The sequence below is a fragment of the Enterobacter sp. C3_dUdeg genome, from assembly GCF_057536195.1.
Genome location: NZ_BAAKFX010000005.1, coordinates 1 through 15,360 on the forward strand (window position 1 = coordinate 1; position 15,360 = coordinate 15,360).

A 15,360-nucleotide genomic window follows, 5' to 3' on the forward strand; every position below is an offset into this window, starting at 1 on the left:
TCAATTTAAGTTTGATGCTCGTGAATTAAACTTCGTAATGAATTACGTATGTTCACTCAGAGACTTGGTATTCATTTATTGTCCGAAGACATTAAGAATCCATGTCACTTTGAGTGCCCACACAGATTGTCTGATAAATTGTTAAAGAGCAGTTGCAACGCGGCGTTAAGCTCACCGTTGCGAGGTGGCGTATATTACGCTTTCCTCTTTCAGAGTCAACCCGTTATTTCAGAATTTTTCTCTTCAACCGACCGCGTTGTCTGTGAAGTGATTCACATCCGCCGTGTCGATGGAGGCGCATTATAGGGATCCCATTTTTTAGCACAAGTATTTTTTAGATCTTTTTTTCCGACTGCTGATTTTCCGCGCTTTTCGCTGAAATCCCGCCCGATCTGCTTAAATATTGACGTATTTTGCCTTGCCGCGATCCATTAATATGATCAAAGTCTTCTGTATAGCGCTCATTGTTAGAGGTAGATATGCCCGCAGTATTACGTCCTTATAAAGATCTGTTCCCCCAAAAAGGCGATCGCGTGATGATCGATGCCAGCAGCGTGGTGATCGGCGATGTCCGAATGGCCGATGATGTCAGCATCTGGCCCCTCGTCGCCATCAGGGGAGATGTTAACTATGTGTCGATTGGCGCCCGTACCAATATTCAGGACGGCAGCGTTCTGCATGTCACGCACAAATCCTCCTATAACCCGGACGGTAATCCCCTCATCATTGGAGAAGAGGTTACCGTCGGCCATAAAGTGATGCTTCACGGCTGCACTATCGGGAATCGCGTACTTGTTGGCATGGGGTCGATTTTGCTGGATGGCGTCATAGTAGAAGATGACGTAATGATTGGTGCCGGCAGCCTGGTCCCGCAGAACAAACGGCTGGAGAGTGGCTATCTCTATCTGGGAAGCCCGGTAAAACAGATCCGCCCCCTGAAGGAGGCGGAGATCGAAGGATTAAAATACTCGGCGAACAACTACGTTAACTGGAAGAATGACTATTTGGATCAGGACAACCAAACCCAGCCCTGATCGTCTTCCTGCTGTTCGCGGATTAAATCGCTGGCTTCCTCTTCCAGATCCCAGCGATTTTCACAAAATATCGCTATCGGGTCTGAACCGCCAAAACGGCGCAACAGCGTCTCCCCATGAATGGCACAGGTAAGTTGCATCCCCTGCACCAGCACCGGAAAACAGACCGCTTGTTTAGTCTCATCCCAGTTCTCTCTGTCCGGGAAATGGATAGCCTGGTTCACGCCGAAAGCCCCTGCTTTAACTTTTCAATGACAGGTTCGACCGCAGGCAACACGCCATGCCAGAGCAGCACCGCATGCGCGGCCTGACCCACCAGCATTCCCAGTCCATCGGCTAACTGCTTCGCGCCGTGTTGTTCACACCAGTTAAGGAAAGGCGTTTTCCCTTTCTGATAAAACATGTCATAGAAGTACATATGCGCGCTGACCAGAGAAGCAGGAATTAACGGGATCTCGCCATTGATGCCGCTGGACGTGGCATTGATGACAAGATCGAACTCACGATCGGCAAGATCGTCAAGCGCTACCGCGCTCACGCTGCCGGTATGCTCAAACAACGCCGCCAGCGCTTCCGCGCGGGAAAAGGTTCTGTTGGTAATGGTCACCGCACAGTCCAGTGAAAGCAGAGGCAACAGTACTCCCCGCGATGCGCCACCCGCACCAATCAGCAGGACCCGAAACCCGGGCTTAATAAACGACAGTCGTTCCAGATCGCTAAGTAAACCAATTCCGTCGGTGTTGTCACCCAAAAGGCGCCCATCCTCAAGCCGTTTTAGGGTATTGACTGCACCAGCCAGTGAAGCGCGCTCGGTCAGTTCATCCGCACGTTCAAAGGCTTCCTCTTTAAAAGGAACCGTCACATTCGCGCCTTTACCGCCCGCGGCGAAAAAAGCCTCCAGCGTTGGAATAAATGCATCCACCGGGGCCAGTACGCGACCATAGGGATGATTTATCTGCAGCTGCTTCGCAAATTGCTGATGGATCAACGGTGACTTGCTGTGTGCAATCGGATTACCAAAAACAGCATAGGTTTCCATGAGATTACCCCTGGCGAAAACGTTCGCCGGTCAAGGCGTCGCGAATTTCAGACGGATTCAGGCGCCCTCCCGTTTCACCGACAGCGACTGGGAAGTCATTCCCGAACTGCGCCAATACTTCTTCGGTTGTCCGACAAGGTGGCAATCCGGTCAGGTTGGCGCTGGTTGAGACCAGCGGTTTACCAAATGCCAGGCAAAGTTCAACCACCAGCGGATGGTCAGTTACGCGAACGGCGAGGGAATCAAAACGTCCGGTTAACCAGCGAGGCGTAGTCGGCTGCGCCGGGAAAACGAAGGTCACCGGGCCAGGCCACGCGGAGAAGATCGTCTCGCGCTGCGCCGGCGTCAGCATGGAGTCATCGATATAGGGTTTAAGCTGCTCATAATTCGCAGCGATCAAAATCAGCCCTTTCTCGACGGGTCTTTGTTTTAAGGCAAGCAGTCGGCTTACGGCCGTCTCGCTGTCAGGATCGCAACCGACTCCAAAAACAGCTTCAGTTGGATAGGCGATGACTTCTTCTTTTTTCAGTACGTCCACAGCATGCGCAATGGAGCCTGATGGCAGGTTATTATTCACTATTTTGATCCGCCGTAACCGGCTTTCCACATTGTTTACTGGCGCAGAAGCGTTTCATGCCTTGCGCGGTTTTCTTCTCTATAAGTAGCGGATAATTGCAATGAGGGCAGGTTCCCGCTACCGGTTTAAAATTGATAACGAACTGGCATTCAGGGTAGCGATCGCACGAATGGAAAGTCTTACCATAACGGGAACGGCGCTGTACCAACTGACCGCGCTGACACTGAGGGCACGCAATTGCCGTTTCATCAGGCTTATCAATTTGTTCCGTATGCTCACATTCCGGGTAGCGGCTACATCCAATAAACATGCCGAATCGCCCCTGCCGCAGGGCTAATTCACCACCGCAGAGTGGGCAATACTGACCCTCCAGAATTTTAACGATATGTCCATCCGCCTGGCTTTTCAGGGGACGGACATAATCACATTCCGGATAGTGTGAACAACCGAGAAACGGGCCGTGTTTCCCGGACCGAATAACAAGTTCAGCCCCGCACTGCGGGCAGGGCTCGTTTTTATGCACCGTGAATAGTGCTGATTTGGCCATAACAACTCTTGGTGCTGCACATTGAATTAGTGCAGCATACCTTCATTCACTTCAAAGAGTAATTCTTCCATTTGCTGATAGGCGTTTTCACAGCCCGGGATATTAAACAGAACCATCAGGATCACCCATTTGAGGTCTTCCAGTTCAAATTCTGCTGTATCCAGCGCCATGACGCGCTCTATCACCATTTCTCTCGTTTCGAGGTTCAGCACCTGAATCTGCTCAAGGAATAAGATGAACCCCCGGCAGCTGGCGTCCAGCCTTTCACACTCTTCCGCTGTATAAATGCGTACTGACAATGGGTCAGAAGCAAGCTGCATCGGTTCGGCGAGGCCTTCCTGATAATCAGCCAGTTTTTCCAGCCACATCAACGCATTATAGATATCTTCCCGCTCAAACCCCGCATCGGTAAGATCCTGTGTCAATTTGTCCTGATCCACTCGCATTTCTGCTTCGTTATGGATGTAAGTCTCAAACAAATACATCAGTACGTCGAACATGGCATGCCCTCCTTAATCGGACATAGCCGCCGGGTACAGCTGCGATCCACCCTGCTAACTCCAGTTCGAGTAGCTGTGCTACCGTTACTGGCACAGGTTGGCCGGCACGTTCAGCGACAACGTCAACAGGTGTTACCTCATCTCCTACGTTAGCCAGGAGCTTGGGAAATGGCAATGCCACCTTTCCCTGATCTGATGAATATTGTCGCTTTTCGGGATCTTCCTGCAGCCATTGCAACCCATATTGCAAATTTTCAAGAATATCTCCTACTTCCGTTACCGGCGTTGCCCCTTGCTTAATCAGCCAGTGGGGCCCCTCGCATCCGGGATTACCTATCGGTCCAGGCAAGGCGAAGACTTCTCTCCCCTGTTCGAGCGCGCATCGCGCCGTGACCAGCGAACCGCTTCGGCGCGCCGCTTCAACCACCAGCACGCCTTTGCTAAGCCCGCTGATAATCCGATTCCGACGCGGAAAGTTTGCCGGCCTGGGCTGTGCGGAAAGCGGAAACTCAGACACTATCGCGCCGTCAGATTCAATAAGCCGCATCGCCAGTGCCTGATGCCGGCGCGGATAAATGCTAAAAAGACCGTTCCCCAGCACCGCTACACTTCGTCCCTTAACTGACAGCGCCGCGCTGTGGGCTACGCCGTCAATACCGCAGGCCAGCCCGCTGGTGATCGTGAAACCGCTTTGAGAAAGTTGTTCGCACAGGATTTTCCCCCATCGCTCGCCGTACCATGACGGCGCACGACTACCTACCACCGCCAGCTGAATGGTATTAAGCGCCTCAGGATTACCTTTTATGAATAACGCCCCGGGATAATCAGGGATCGTGCGGAGCAAAGGGGGATATAGGGGATGGTTGGGCGTTAATAAATGATGTCCCGGCTGCTCAAGCCACACAAGGCTACGTTCCAGCTCGCTCTCATCGAGTGCAAAGAACCGTTCAGCCTGCTTTGCTGTCAGCCCGGCCTCTCTGGCGACGAGCACGTTGAGGTGTTCCAGCTTCTGCAGTCGCGCAGCCGCTTCCAGCATTACATCACCACACAGAGACCCAGTGTGTACTAGCCGTAGCCATATCTCGGTAGACGTCATCCTTTCCCCTGCCATAAGCGGCCTCCGCAATCATTGCGATTGGTCACTGATGCTGTCAATCGATGGGGGATTTGTCTAGAATAGAGAGAGTATTCTTATCAACTCCTGAACACGACTCTGGAAATTTATGGCAGTTTTGCAAGTGTTACATATTCCGGACGAGCGCCTTCGCATCGTCGCTGAACCGGTCAAAGAAGTGAATGCAGAAATCCAGCGTATCGTTGATGATATGTTCGATACCATGTACGCCGAAGAAGGCATTGGCCTGGCGGCGACGCAGGTGGACATTCATAAGCGTATTATCGTGATTGATGTTTCCGAAAATCGCGATGAGCGTCTGGTGCTGATCAACCCTGAGCTGCTCGAAAAAAGTGGCGAAACCGGTATTGAGGAAGGCTGTCTGTCCATTCCTGAACAGCGCGCTTTAGTACCGCGTGCCGAAAAGGTGAAAATTCGCGCGCTGGATCGTGACGGTAATCCGTTCGAACTGGAAGCAGACGACCTGCTGGCAATTTGTATTCAGCATGAGATGGATCACCTGGTCGGTAAACTGTTTATCGATTATCTCTCGCCGCTCAAGCAGCAGCGTATTCGTCAAAAAGTAGAGAAACTGGATCGTTTGCGTTCTCGCGCATAACGTCCCCCCGGATACAAGGATCATCGTGTCTAAAACACTACGTATTATCTTCGCGGGAACCCCTGATTTTGCAGCGCGTCATCTTGACGCGCTGTTATCGTCTGGTCACCAGGTTGTTGGCGTCTTTACCCAGCCGGACCGTCCGGCAGGTCGCGGCAAAAAACTGATGCCGAGCCCGGTAAAGGTGCTGGCAGAAGAACATGGGCTACCCGTATTCCAGCCCGCATCGTTGCGCCCACAGGAAAATCAGCAGCTGGTTGCTGACCTGAATGCCGACGTAATGGTAGTGGTGGCTTATGGTTTAATTCTGCCAAAAGCCGTGCTTGATATGCCCCACCTGGGTTGCATCAACGTGCATGGGTCTCTGCTCCCGCGCTGGCGTGGTGCTGCACCAATCCAGCGCTCGCTGTGGGCTGGTGATGCCGAAACGGGCGTTACTATCATGAAGATGGACGTAGGTTTAGACACAGGCGATATGCTGTATAAACTGGCGTGCCCCATAACGTCAGACGATACCAGCGCTACGCTGTATGACAAACTGGCAGACCTTGGCCCACAAGGGCTTATCGAGACGCTCCAGCAGCTTGCAGACAATACGGCGAAACCGGAAGTTCAGGATGACGCGCTGGTGACTTATGCCGAAAAACTGAGCAAAGAAGAAGCGCGTATCGACTGGTCCCTGTCAGCCGCGCAGCTTGAACGCTGCATTCGCGCTTTTAATCCGTGGCCGATGAGCTGGATGGAGATTGATGAGCAGCCGGTGAAAGTCTGGAAAGCCTCCGTCATTAGCGGTACTACCACGGCTGAACCCGGTACGATTATTGACGCCAACAAGAACGGAATTCAGGTGGCGACTGGGCAAGGGATCCTCAATCTTGAATCGCTACAACCGGCCGGTAAGAAGGCCATGAGCGCTCAGGATCTGTTAAATTCCCGTCGCGAATGGTTTATTCCGGGCAATCGTCTTGCCTGAGCAAATCTATCCTTAAGGCCCGGTGTTTCCGGGCATTTTTATTTTTACGGTTATGAAAAAACAAAATCTACGCAGTATGGCGGCTCAGGCCGTTGAGCAGGTTATCGAGCAGGGCCAGTCACTAAGTAACGTCCTGCCTCCTCTGCAACAAAAAGTCTCTGATAAAGACAAAGCCCTGCTTCAGGAGCTCTGCTTTGGCGTTCTGCGCACGCTTTCTCAGCTTGAGTGGCTGATTAACAAGCTGATGTCACGCCCAATGACAGGCAAGCAGCGCACCGTACACTATTTGATTATGGTGGGTTTTTATCAGCTTCTTCATACCCGCATCCCACCTCATGCTGCGCTGGCTGAGACGGTGGAAGGCGCCGTTGCGATTAAACGCCCTCAGCTGAAAGGGCTGATCAACGGCGTACTGCGTCAGTTCCAGAGACAGCAGGAAGAGCTTCTGGCTGAATTTGCCCAAAGCGAAGCACGTTTCCTGCACCCGGACTGGCTGTTGAAGCGCCTGAAAAAAGCTTATCCACAGCAGTGGCAGGAGATTGCCGATGCCAACAATCAGCGTCCGCCAATGTGGTTACGCGTAAATCGTAATCACCACAGCCGTGACGCATGGCTGAGCTTGCTCGAACAAGCTGGAATGAGTGGATTCCCGCATGAAGCCTATCCGGATGCCGTACGCTTAGCCTCACCTGCACCGGTACATGCATTACCCGGTTTTGATGAAGGTTGGGTAACCGTACAGGATGCCTCGGCGCAGGGTTGCATGACCTGGCTTGAACCCCAAAATGGTGAGCAGATCCTCGATCTTTGCGCCGCACCTGGGGGCAAAACGACGCATATTCTGGAAGTAGCTCCGCAGGCCAGCGTGATGGCAGTGGACGTCGATGAACAGCGTCTCTCACGCGTCTACGACAACCTCAAGCGTCTCGGCATGAAGGCTCAGGTTAAGCAGGGCGATGGACGCAAACCCGCAGAATGGTGTGGTGAAACCCAGTTCGATCGCATTTTGCTGGATGCTCCCTGCTCTGCAACCGGTGTTATTCGTCGTCATCCTGACATCAAGTGGCTACGCCGCGATCGTGATATTAAGGAACTTGCCCAACTGCAATCCGACATTCTCGACGCCATTTGGCCGCATCTTAAGCCTGGTGGAACGCTGGTCTATGCAACCTGCTCCGTGCTGCTGGAAGAAAACAGCCAGCAAATCACGGCCTTCCTTAAACGTACGCCGGACGCCGCGCTGCGCGATACGGGAACGCCTGAATCCCCGGGTCTGCAGAACCTGCCGGGTGCTGAAGAGGGTGATGGCTTCTTTTACGCTAAGCTAATCAAAGAGTGATGTTGAGAACAGGTCACGAGATATGAAGATTATCATTCTGGGTGCAGGACAGGTGGGCGGAACGCTGGCGGAAAACCTGGTTGGCGAAAACAACGACATCACAATTGTTGATACCAACGGCGATCGTCTGCGTGTCTTACAGGACAAGTTTGACCTGCGCGTGGTGCAGGGTCATGGTTCGCACCCACGCGTTCTTCGTGAGGCGGGCGCCGACGATGCCGACATGCTGGTTGCGGTAACCAGTTCTGACGAAACCAATATGGTGGCCTGTCAGGTGGCCTACTCGCTTTTCAACACGCCAAACCGAATTGCGCGTATTCGCTCTCCGGACTATGTTCGCGATGCTGAAAAACTGTTTAATTCCGAAGCGGTCCCTATTGACCACCTCATCGCGCCAGAACAGCTGGTTATCGACAATATCTATCGCCTGATCGAATATCCGGGCGCCCTGCAGGTGGTGAACTTTGCCGAGGGCAAAGTGAGCCTGGCAGTGGTTAAGGCCTATTACGGCGGACCATTGATCGGCAATGCGCTTTCCACCATGCGCGAGCACATGCCGCATATCGATACGCGCGTCGCAGCCATTTTCCGTCACGACAGGCCAATTCGCCCGCAAGGCTCCACGATTGTCGAAGCCGGTGATGAGGTCTTCTTTATTGCGGCCTCACAGCATATTCGTGCGGTGATGAGTGAACTTCAGCGTCTCGAAAAACCCTATAAGCGCATTATGCTGGTCGGCGGTGGCAATATCGGTGCCGGCCTGGCACATCGGCTGGAAAAAGATTACAGCGTGAAGTTGATCGAGCGCGATCAACAGCGTGCTGCTGAACTAGCGGAAAAACTGCAAAATACGATCGTATTTTATGGTGATGCGTCGGATCAGGAGCTACTGGCTGAAGAGCATATTGATCAGGTTGATCTCTTTATTGCCGTCACCAACGACGACGAGGCGAATATAATGTCCGCCATGCTCGCGAAGCGCATGGGGGCTAAAAAAGTCATGGTGCTTATCCAGCGTAAGGCGTATGTCGATCTGGTTCAAGGCAGCGTTATTGATATTGCCATTTCCCCTCAGCAGGCGACAATTTCCGCGCTCCTGAGCCATGTTCGTAAAGCGGATATTGTCGGTGTGTCATCGCTTCGCCGTGGCGTAGCGGAAGCTATTGAAGCCGTTGCTCATGGAGATGAAACGACGTCGCGGGTCGTCGGCCGTTCGATCGACGAAATTAAACTGCCGCCAGGCACGATAATCGGCGCCGTTGTGCGCGGGAATGATGTCATGATTGCCAATGATAATTTACGAATTGAGCAAGGCGATCACGTTATTATGTTCCTTACCGATAAAAAGTTTATTACCGACGTCGAACGTTTATTCCAGCCAAGTCCATTCTTCCTTTAAAGAATTGGGTGCTCGAGTAAGAGCACCCTTACTTTATCCTTTTCATTTCTGTGCCTTTTATTTTTCATAATGTTTAATTATCCCGAATGGCAATTGGCTAATCATTTGTTAAACTTAAACTCGTCAGCTGGCACAAGGAGAGAAAAATGAGTTTTATTAAAGAATTTCGCGAATTTGCGATGCGCGGGAATGTGGTAGATTTGGCAGTGGGTGTCATTATTGGTGCGGCATTCGGCAAGATTGTTTCATCATTAGTGGCCGACATTATCATGCCACCTTTAGGGTTGTTAATCGGCGGCATTGATTTCAAACAGTTCGCTTTCACGCTGCGTGAAGCGCAGGGTGATGTTCCGGCAGTAGTGATGCACTACGGCGTATTTATTCAGAACGTATTTGATTTTGTGATTGTCGCGTTTGCCATATTTATGGCCATCAAGCTGATCAACAGGCTCAACCGTAAAAAAGAAGAGCCGGCTGCAGCACCTGCGCCAACGAAAGAAGAAGTGCTGTTGAGTGAGATCCGCGATCTGTTAAAAGAGCAAAATAACCGCGTCTAATCAACAGATAAAAGCAGGAAGGCCAGTGGTAAATAAGCGATTCGCTTGCTTGCCACTGGCCTCCCAGTTACCCCGTTTTTCATGTTTGTCTTTACGCAGATAACTTCCTTTCCCTTTTTTATTCTTCTCAACGCGCTGCCTGAATAACGGGTCGTGAAGTAACGCCTCAATGGCATTGTCCTTAATTTGTCCTTTCGTGTGCTGATAGCGGCTCATAATGTCTCCAGAGCAGGGTTTATGACGACGGGAGTCTAGACCCGGTTGAACTAAAAATCAACAGCCCTGCGTTTCTCCACTCGCTCCCTGTTCAAGGGCTTCGAGAATTGAACAGTAAATGCTGCTGTGGGCCGTACCGCAGCAGGCATCATTCAGCCTTTGCAGAGAGCGCTGCATGGTTTGCAGTTCCTGTATACGCGCTTCAACTTCATCCAGCCGGGCCTGCACGATGCTTTTAGATTCCTGGCAGGTGTGATGTTCCGGATCGATACGGATCGATAATAACTCGCGGATCGAATCCAGTGTAAAACCGAGCTGCCGCGCATAACGAATAAACCGCAGGCGCTGCAGATCGTTATCGGTATAAAGGCGAAAGCCTCCTTCAGTACGTACTTCATGATCGATCATCTGCTGCTTTTCGTAATATCGGATGGTATCCGGCGTAACGTTCGCAAGCTTCGCAAGTTCACCGATGCGGTACATAACTACTCCTCGCTTATTTTCTGCATCAATCTTTCACCGTATTCACCGTGCAGAAAATCAGTGTTCATCCCAGACTGGCGTAGCTTGAGTTCAAGCAGGGCGAGGCGGCGGCTAAGTTCAGAATGTCGTGGATCGTCATGGCGGATCCCTTTGAGAAGATCGGCCAGTTCAACAGCCTCTCTGCGCTGTTCGAGCTCCGGGGGGAGACAGCCCGCATTTTTCAGCAAACGGTATCCAGCCCGTAATTCCGGTGCGATGTGCGAGTCATCGTCAAGCGCAAGGCGTTCGCCGCTCCCGGGGAGATCGTCGAATTCACCTTTTTTTTGGGCATCGCGAATATGGCGTTCTGCCCACTGGTCGAGCAACCACATTACCAGCTCCAGGAGATGAACAGAATTGATACAGACATTGTAGAGAAGTGGGGATATCGCGGATATAAAAAAACCCGCCGGAGCGGGTTTTTTTACGTTACTGCAGATTACTCTGCAGCAGCTTCTGCTTTCTCTGAACGATCAACCAGCTCGATGTAAGCCATCGGCGCGTTGTCGCCTGCACGGAAACCACACTTCAGAATGCGAGTGTAACCACCGGCACGGCTCGCGAAACGCGGGCCCAGTTCGTTAAACAGTTTTGCCACGATCTCGTTATCACGAGTACGGGCGAATGCCAGACGACGATTAGCAACGCTGTCAGTCTTGGCAAGAGTAATCAGCGGCTCAACTACGCGACGCAGCTCTTTCGCTTTAGGCAGGGTCGTCTTGATGATCTCATGACGAACCAGTGAACCTGCCATGTTGCGGAACATAGCCTGGCGATGGCTGCTGTTGCGGTTCAGTTGACGACCACTCTTACGATGGCGCATGACCTTATCCTTCTCAGTAAAACCTTAACCTGTGATCCGGTTACTCGTCAGCAATGCTTGCTGGTGGCCAGTTTTCCAGGCGCATGCCCAGAGACAGACCACGTGAAGCCAGCACGTCTTTAATCTCGGTAAGAGATTTTTTACCCAGGTTCGGCGTTTTCAGCAACTCAACCTCGGTACGCTGTACCAGATCACCGATATAGTGGATAGCTTCTGCCTTGAGGCAGTTAGCAGAGCGGACAGTCAATTCGAGATCGTCAACAGGGCGCAGCAGGATCGGATCGAATTCTGGTTTCTCTTCTTTCACTTCCGGCTGACGTACATCACGTAAGTCAACGAAAGCTTCCAGTTGTTCTGCCAGGATGGTCGCCGCACGACGAATCGCCTCTTCAGGATCGATTGTGCCATTGGTTTCCATTTCGATGACCAGCTTGTCCAGGTCGGTACGCTGTTCTACACGCGCTGCTTCAACATTGTAGGCAATACGCTCTACAGGGCTGTAGCATGCGTCGACCAGCAGACGGCCGATTGGGCGCTCATCTTCTTCCGAATGAATTCGGGCAGAAGCCGGCACATAACCACGACCGCGCTGAACTTTGATACGCATGCTAATAGCTGCGTTCTCATCGGTCAGGTGGCAGATCACGTGCTGCGGCTTGACGATTTCAACATCACCGTCGTGGGTGATGTCGGCTGCAGTCACAGGGCCAATGCCAGATTTATTCAGAGTAAGAATAACTTCATCTTTACCCTGAACTCTCACCGCCAGCCCTTTCAGGTTGAGCAGGATTTCAAGGATATCTTCCTGAACGCCTTCTTTGGTGCTGTACTCATGAAGTACACCATCAATCTCAACCTCGGTCACCGCGCAACCCGGCATCGATGAGAGCAGAATACGGCGCAGTGCGTTACCCAGAGTATGGCCAAAGCCACGCTCTAAAGGCTCAAGGGTCACCTTGGCGTGCGTCGAACTCACTTGCTCGATATCTACCAGGCGCGGTTTTAGAAACTCTGTCACAGAACCCTGCATTGTGTCCTCTCTTTGGTACTAAGCTTTACTTGGAGTAAAGCTCGACGATCAGGTGTTCGTTAATGTCCGCAGACAGATCAGAACGTTCTGGCTGACGCTTGAACGTACCTTCCATCTTGCCAGCATCAACTTCCAGCCAGGTTGGCTTTTCACGCTGCTCAGCCAGCTCCAGAGCGGCCTTCACGCGAGATTGCTTTTTCGCTTTCTCACGAATGCTAACAACGTCATTCGCTTTAACCTGATAAGAAGCGATGTTAACAACACGACCGTTTACCATGATTGCTTTGTGGCTAACCAGCTGACGTGATTCAGCACGAGTAGCGCCGAAGCCCATACGGTATACAACGTTGTCCAGACGACCTTCCAGCAGAGCCAGCAGGTTTTCACCTGTGTTGCCTTTCAGACGTGCTGCTTCTTTATAGTAGTTACGGAACTGACGCTCCAGCACACCGTACATACGGCGAACTTTTTGCTTTTCACGCAACTGCACACCATAGTCAGACAGACGCGGTTTACGCGCACCGTGCTGGCCAGGAGCTTGTTCAATTTTACACTTGGTATCGATCGCGCGAACGCCAGACTTAAGGAATAAGTCGGTGCCCTCACGACGGCTCAGCTTGAGCTTAGGACCCAAATATCTTGCCATTTTCTATCTCCAACTAACCTAAAAAACGGAGCGTTATACGCGACGTTTTTTCGGCGGACGACAACCGTTATGAGGGATCGGAGTCACATCAGTAATATTCGTGATGCGGAAACCAGCGGCGTTCAGAGCGCGAACAGTAGATTCACGACCCGGACCCGGACCTTTAACCATAACTTCCAGATTCTTGATGCCGTATTCTTTTACGGCTTCTGCGCAACGCTCTGCTGCAACCTGAGCTGCAAACGGAGTGGATTTGCGAGAACCACGGAAACCGGAACCACCGGCTGTTGCCCAACCCAATGCGTTACCCTGACGATCAGTAATAGTAACGATGGTGTTGTTGAAAGAAGCATGGATATGAGCCACGCCGTCAGAGACTTGTTTTCTTACACGTTTACGTGCACGAACTGGTGCCTTTGCCATTATTCAATCACCCCGATTATTTCTTGATCGGTTTGCGCGGACCCTTACGGGTACGTGCGTTGGTCTTAGTACGCTGACCGCGCACTGGCAGACCACGACGATGACGCAAACCGCGATAGCAACCAAGATCCATCAGGCGCTTGATGCTCATGCTGATTTCACGGCGCAGATCACCTTCAACGACAAATTTGGCAACTTCGTCACGCAGCGTGTCGATTTGTTCTTCAGACAGCTCACTGATCTTAACATCTTCAGCGATACCCGCTGCAGCCAGAATGGCTTTAGAACGGGTCTTGCCGACGCCGTAGATCGAAGTTAATGCGATCACAGCATGTTTCTGATCAGGAATGTTAATGCCTGCTATACGGGCCACTATGCACTCCTACTATTTAATATGTACGCACCATGCTGAAAAGCCCGTTTTCAGGATACTCAAATGGAAACGTACAGACATACAAAAGATTGGCTGGCTAATCTAGCCAGCTCAACCCAACTTTGCAAGAAAAATATGCGAAATAATCAGCCTTGGCGCTGTTTATGCTTCGGCTCGGCACTGCAAATCACACGGATGACACCATCACGCTTAACGATTTTGCAGTTACGGCATAATTTCTTGACGGAAGCACGAACTTTCATTTTTACTCTCCGTAACTTCTCAGGCGACCATTTAGCGGCCGTAGCCTTTCAGGTTCGCCTTCTTCAATGCAGACTCGTACTGACTGGACATCATCAGAGTTTGCACTTGAGCCATAAAGTCCATAATCACGACAACAACGATAAGCAGTGAGGTCCCACCGAAGTAGAACGGTACTTTCATTGCATCACGCATGAACTCCGGGATCAGGCAGATAAAAGTAATATAAAGCGCACCAACCAAAGTCAGGCGAGTCATTACTTTATCGATATACTTCGCCGTTTGCTCTCCCGGACGAATTCCTGGTACAAATGCACCGGACTTCTTCAGGTTATCTGCTGTTTCACGCGGGTTGAAGACCAACGCCGTGTAGAAGAAACAGAAGAAGATGATCGCAGACGCATAGAGTAACACATAAAGTGGTTGCCCAGGCTGCAAATACAGCGAAATTGTTGTCAGCCAGTTCCAACCAGTACCGCCCCCGAACCATGACGCGATGGTCGCCGGGAACAGAATAATACTGGAAGCGAAGATAGCCGGGATAACCCCCGCCATGTTCACTTTCAGCGGTAAATGTGTGCTCTGTGCAGCATAGACACGACGACCCTGCTGACGTTTAGCGTAGTTCACCACAATGCGGCGTTGACCACGTTCAACGAAGACAACAAAGAACGTCACTGCAAATACTAATACTGCAACCAACAGCAACAGGAGGAAGTGCAGGTCGCCTTGACGCGCTTGCTCGATAGTATGGGCGATGGCTGGCGGGAGGCCCGCAACAATACCGGCGAAGATAATGATAGAGATACCGTTACCGATACCACGCTCAGTAATCTGTTCGCCGAGCCACATCAGGAACATAGTCCCTGTGACCAGACTTACAACAGCGGTGAAATAGAATGCAAAGCCCGGGTTTAACACCAGGCCCTGCATACCAGGCATATTCGGCAGACCGGTAGCAATACCGATCGACTGGAATATTGCCAGCACCAGAGTACCGTAACGGGTGTACTGACTAATCTTACGACGTCCAGACTCCCCTTCTTTCTTCAACTCTGCCAGGGCCGGATGAACGACCGTCAGCAGCTGGATAATAATAGATGCCGAAATGTACGGCATAATACCCAATGCAAAGATAGAAGCACGGCTGAGAGCACCACCAGAGAACATGTTGAACATTTCAATGATGGTGCCTCGCTGTTGCTCAAGCAGTTTGGCAAGTACAGCGGCATCGATACCAGGGATCGGAATAAAAGAGCCAATACGGAACACAATCAGCGCGCCGATAACAAACAGCAGTCTGCGTTTCAGCTCGCCAAATCCACCTTTGGCACTTTGAAAATCTAATCCCGGTTGCTTAGCCATCTG

General features: G+C 51.5%; 22 protein-coding genes. 6 read left to right on the top strand and 16 right to left on the bottom strand.

From position 1 onward, the window contains the following. Positions 1–479 precede the first annotated feature (479 nt). Complete coding sequence (locus tag AC27FC_RS13710; protein WP_058841964.1) at positions 480–1,034, top strand: gamma carbonic anhydrase family protein; 555 nt, start codon at positions 480–482, stop codon at positions 1,032–1,034. Here AC27FC_RS13710 and AC27FC_RS13715 read toward each other — a convergent pair. The 6 genes from AC27FC_RS13715 to dprA are packed head-to-tail and all read right to left on the bottom strand — an operon-like array spanning position 1,010 to position 4,793. Next, positions 1,010–1,258 carry a DUF1488 family protein gene (locus AC27FC_RS13715; RefSeq protein ID WP_033146779.1) on the bottom strand — a complete coding sequence of 83 codons (249 nt, stop codon included), beginning with the start codon at positions 1,256–1,258 and terminating at the stop codon, positions 1,010–1,012. The genes AC27FC_RS13710 and AC27FC_RS13715 overlap by 25 nt on opposite strands. Beyond that, positions 1,255–2,073 carry a shikimate dehydrogenase gene (gene aroE, locus AC27FC_RS13720; protein WP_094935730.1) on the bottom strand — a complete coding sequence of 273 codons (819 nt, stop codon included), beginning with the start codon at positions 2,071–2,073 and terminating at the stop codon, positions 1,255–1,257. Before aroE ends, AC27FC_RS13715 begins: the two co-directional genes overlap by 4 nt. Positions 2,074–2,077: 4 nt before the next feature. After that, complete coding sequence (tsaC, locus tag AC27FC_RS13725; protein ID WP_033146781.1) at positions 2,078–2,650, bottom strand: L-threonylcarbamoyladenylate synthase type 1 TsaC; 573 nt, start codon at positions 2,648–2,650, stop codon at positions 2,078–2,080. Further along, positions 2,643–3,197 (bottom strand): DNA topoisomerase family protein, encoded by a 555-nt coding sequence (locus AC27FC_RS13730; RefSeq protein ID WP_023309445.1) that lies wholly within the window; start codon positions 3,195–3,197, stop codon positions 2,643–2,645. The genes tsaC and AC27FC_RS13730 overlap by 8 nt, the downstream gene beginning before the upstream one ends. A gap of 26 nt (positions 3,198–3,223) precedes the next feature. After that, on the bottom strand, positions 3,224–3,697 hold the full coding sequence (smg, locus tag AC27FC_RS13735) for a DUF494 family protein Smg (protein ID WP_008503477.1): 474 nt from the start codon (positions 3,695–3,697) through the stop codon (positions 3,224–3,226). After that, positions 3,669–4,793, bottom strand: coding sequence for a DNA-protecting protein DprA (gene dprA / locus AC27FC_RS13740; protein ID WP_094935732.1), 1,125 nt, complete (start codon positions 4,791–4,793; stop codon positions 3,669–3,671). Before dprA ends, smg begins: the two co-directional genes overlap by 29 nt. Positions 4,794–4,920: 127 nt before the next feature. Between dprA and def the strand changes: the two genes are divergently transcribed. From def to mscL, 5 genes are all read left to right on the top strand, one after another. Next, positions 4,921–5,430 carry a peptide deformylase gene (gene def / locus AC27FC_RS13745; RefSeq protein ID WP_006812188.1) on the top strand — a complete coding sequence of 170 codons (510 nt, stop codon included), beginning with the start codon at positions 4,921–4,923 and terminating at the stop codon, positions 5,428–5,430. Between the two features lie 25 nt (positions 5,431–5,455). Then, positions 5,456–6,403 carry a methionyl-tRNA formyltransferase gene (gene fmt / locus AC27FC_RS13750; protein WP_112778408.1) on the top strand — a complete coding sequence of 316 codons (948 nt, stop codon included), beginning with the start codon at positions 5,456–5,458 and terminating at the stop codon, positions 6,401–6,403. Between the two features lie 52 nt (positions 6,404–6,455). Continuing rightward, positions 6,456–7,742: a 16S rRNA (cytosine(967)-C(5))-methyltransferase RsmB gene (rsmB, locus tag AC27FC_RS13755; protein WP_094935731.1), complete on the top strand. Its 1,287-nt coding sequence runs from the start codon at positions 6,456–6,458 to the stop codon at positions 7,740–7,742. Between the two features lie 22 nt (positions 7,743–7,764). Beyond that, entirely contained in the window at positions 7,765–9,141 is a 1,377-nt protein-coding gene (gene trkA, locus AC27FC_RS13760; protein ID WP_008503482.1) for a Trk system potassium transporter TrkA, read from the top strand. Between the two features lie 146 nt (positions 9,142–9,287). Next, positions 9,288–9,698, top strand: a complete 411-nt coding sequence (mscL, locus tag AC27FC_RS13765; protein ID WP_023309449.1) for a large-conductance mechanosensitive channel protein MscL — start codon at positions 9,288–9,290, stop codon at positions 9,696–9,698. Here mscL and AC27FC_RS13770 read toward each other — a convergent pair whose 3' ends face one another. From AC27FC_RS13770 to secY, 10 genes are all read right to left on the bottom strand, one after another. Beyond that, positions 9,699–9,914, bottom strand: coding sequence for an alternative ribosome-rescue factor A (locus AC27FC_RS13770; RefSeq protein ID WP_023333665.1), 216 nt, complete (start codon positions 9,912–9,914; stop codon positions 9,699–9,701). Positions 9,915–9,971: 57 nt separating this feature from the next. Further along, complete coding sequence (gene zntR, locus AC27FC_RS13775) at positions 9,972–10,397, bottom strand: Zn(2+)-responsive transcriptional regulator (RefSeq protein WP_029740638.1); 426 nt, start codon at positions 10,395–10,397, stop codon at positions 9,972–9,974. Between the two features lie 2 nt (positions 10,398–10,399). Further along, positions 10,400–10,768 carry a DnaJ family domain-containing protein gene (locus AC27FC_RS13780; RefSeq protein ID WP_112778407.1) on the bottom strand — a complete coding sequence of 123 codons (369 nt, stop codon included), beginning with the start codon at positions 10,766–10,768 and terminating at the stop codon, positions 10,400–10,402. Between the two features lie 107 nt (positions 10,769–10,875). Continuing rightward, the gene (gene rplQ / locus AC27FC_RS13785; protein WP_001216368.1) at positions 10,876–11,259 is read right to left on the bottom strand and encodes a 50S ribosomal protein L17; all 384 of its coding nucleotides are present in this window, start codon (positions 11,257–11,259) and stop codon (positions 10,876–10,878) included. 40 nt (positions 11,260–11,299) lie between these two features. After that, on the bottom strand, positions 11,300–12,289 hold the full coding sequence (locus tag AC27FC_RS13790; protein ID WP_002919219.1) for a DNA-directed RNA polymerase subunit alpha: 990 nt from the start codon (positions 12,287–12,289) through the stop codon (positions 11,300–11,302). Positions 12,290–12,314: 25 nt separating this feature from the next. After that, positions 12,315–12,935 (bottom strand): 30S ribosomal protein S4, encoded by a 621-nt coding sequence (rpsD, locus tag AC27FC_RS13795; RefSeq protein ID WP_004868345.1) that lies wholly within the window; start codon positions 12,933–12,935, stop codon positions 12,315–12,317. Positions 12,936–12,968: 33 nt separating this feature from the next. After that, the gene (gene rpsK, locus AC27FC_RS13800; RefSeq protein WP_003863312.1) at positions 12,969–13,358 is read right to left on the bottom strand and encodes a 30S ribosomal protein S11; all 390 of its coding nucleotides are present in this window, start codon (positions 13,356–13,358) and stop codon (positions 12,969–12,971) included. A 16-nt stretch (positions 13,359–13,374) separates the two neighbouring features. Continuing rightward, positions 13,375–13,731, bottom strand: coding sequence for a 30S ribosomal protein S13 (gene rpsM / locus AC27FC_RS13805; RefSeq protein ID WP_003863308.1), 357 nt, complete (start codon positions 13,729–13,731; stop codon positions 13,375–13,377). Positions 13,732–13,877: 146 nt separating this feature from the next. Beyond that, positions 13,878–13,994, bottom strand: a complete 117-nt coding sequence (gene rpmJ / locus AC27FC_RS13810) for a 50S ribosomal protein L36 (protein WP_000868187.1) — start codon at positions 13,992–13,994, stop codon at positions 13,878–13,880. 31 nt (positions 13,995–14,025) lie between these two features. Further along, the gene (gene secY, locus AC27FC_RS13815; protein WP_003863305.1) at positions 14,026–15,357 is read right to left on the bottom strand and encodes a preprotein translocase subunit SecY; all 1,332 of its coding nucleotides are present in this window, start codon (positions 15,355–15,357) and stop codon (positions 14,026–14,028) included. Positions 15,358–15,360: the final 3 nt, after the last annotated feature.

Excerpts from the sequence above, each read along its gene's own strand:
- mscL (WP_023309449.1), top strand. The coding sequence starts at position 9,288 with ATGAGTTTTATTAAAGAATTTCGCGAATTTGCGATGCGCGGGAATGTG.
- AC27FC_RS13730 (WP_023309445.1), bottom strand. The coding sequence starts at position 3,197 with ATGGCCAAATCAGCACTATTCACGGTGCATAAAAACGAGCCCTGCCCG.
- AC27FC_RS13710 (WP_058841964.1), top strand. The coding sequence starts at position 480 with ATGCCCGCAGTATTACGTCCTTATAAAGATCTGTTCCCCCAAAAAGGC.
- rpsK (WP_003863312.1), bottom strand. The coding sequence starts at position 13,358 with ATGGCAAAGGCACCAGTTCGTGCACGTAAACGTGTAAGAAAACAAGTC.
- rpsD (WP_004868345.1), bottom strand. The coding sequence starts at position 12,935 with ATGGCAAGATATTTGGGTCCTAAGCTCAAGCTGAGCCGTCGTGAGGGC.
- def (WP_006812188.1), top strand. The coding sequence starts at position 4,921 with ATGGCAGTTTTGCAAGTGTTACATATTCCGGACGAGCGCCTTCGCATC.
- dprA (WP_094935732.1), bottom strand. The coding sequence starts at position 4,793 with ATGACGTCTACCGAGATATGGCTACGGCTAGTACACACTGGGTCTCTG.
- rplQ (WP_001216368.1), bottom strand. The coding sequence starts at position 11,259 with ATGCGCCATCGTAAGAGTGGTCGTCAACTGAACCGCAACAGCAGCCAT.
- rsmB (WP_094935731.1), top strand. The coding sequence starts at position 6,456 with ATGAAAAAACAAAATCTACGCAGTATGGCGGCTCAGGCCGTTGAGCAG.
- rpmJ (WP_000868187.1), bottom strand. The coding sequence starts at position 13,994 with ATGAAAGTTCGTGCTTCCGTCAAGAAATTATGCCGTAACTGCAAAATC.
- trkA (WP_008503482.1), top strand. The coding sequence starts at position 7,765 with ATGAAGATTATCATTCTGGGTGCAGGACAGGTGGGCGGAACGCTGGCG.
- AC27FC_RS13780 (WP_112778407.1), bottom strand. The coding sequence starts at position 10,768 with ATGTGGTTGCTCGACCAGTGGGCAGAACGCCATATTCGCGATGCCCAA.
- zntR (WP_029740638.1), bottom strand. The coding sequence starts at position 10,397 with ATGTACCGCATCGGTGAACTTGCGAAGCTTGCGAACGTTACGCCGGAT.
- AC27FC_RS13770 (WP_023333665.1), bottom strand. The coding sequence starts at position 9,914 with ATGAGCCGCTATCAGCACACGAAAGGACAAATTAAGGACAATGCCATT.
- aroE (WP_094935730.1), bottom strand. The coding sequence starts at position 2,073 with ATGGAAACCTATGCTGTTTTTGGTAATCCGATTGCACACAGCAAGTCA.
- secY (WP_003863305.1), bottom strand. The coding sequence starts at position 15,357 with ATGGCTAAGCAACCGGGATTAGATTTTCAAAGTGCCAAAGGTGGATTT.
- smg (WP_008503477.1), bottom strand. The coding sequence starts at position 3,697 with ATGTTCGACGTACTGATGTATTTGTTTGAGACTTACATCCATAACGAA.
- AC27FC_RS13790 (WP_002919219.1), bottom strand. The coding sequence starts at position 12,289 with ATGCAGGGTTCTGTGACAGAGTTTCTAAAACCGCGCCTGGTAGATATC.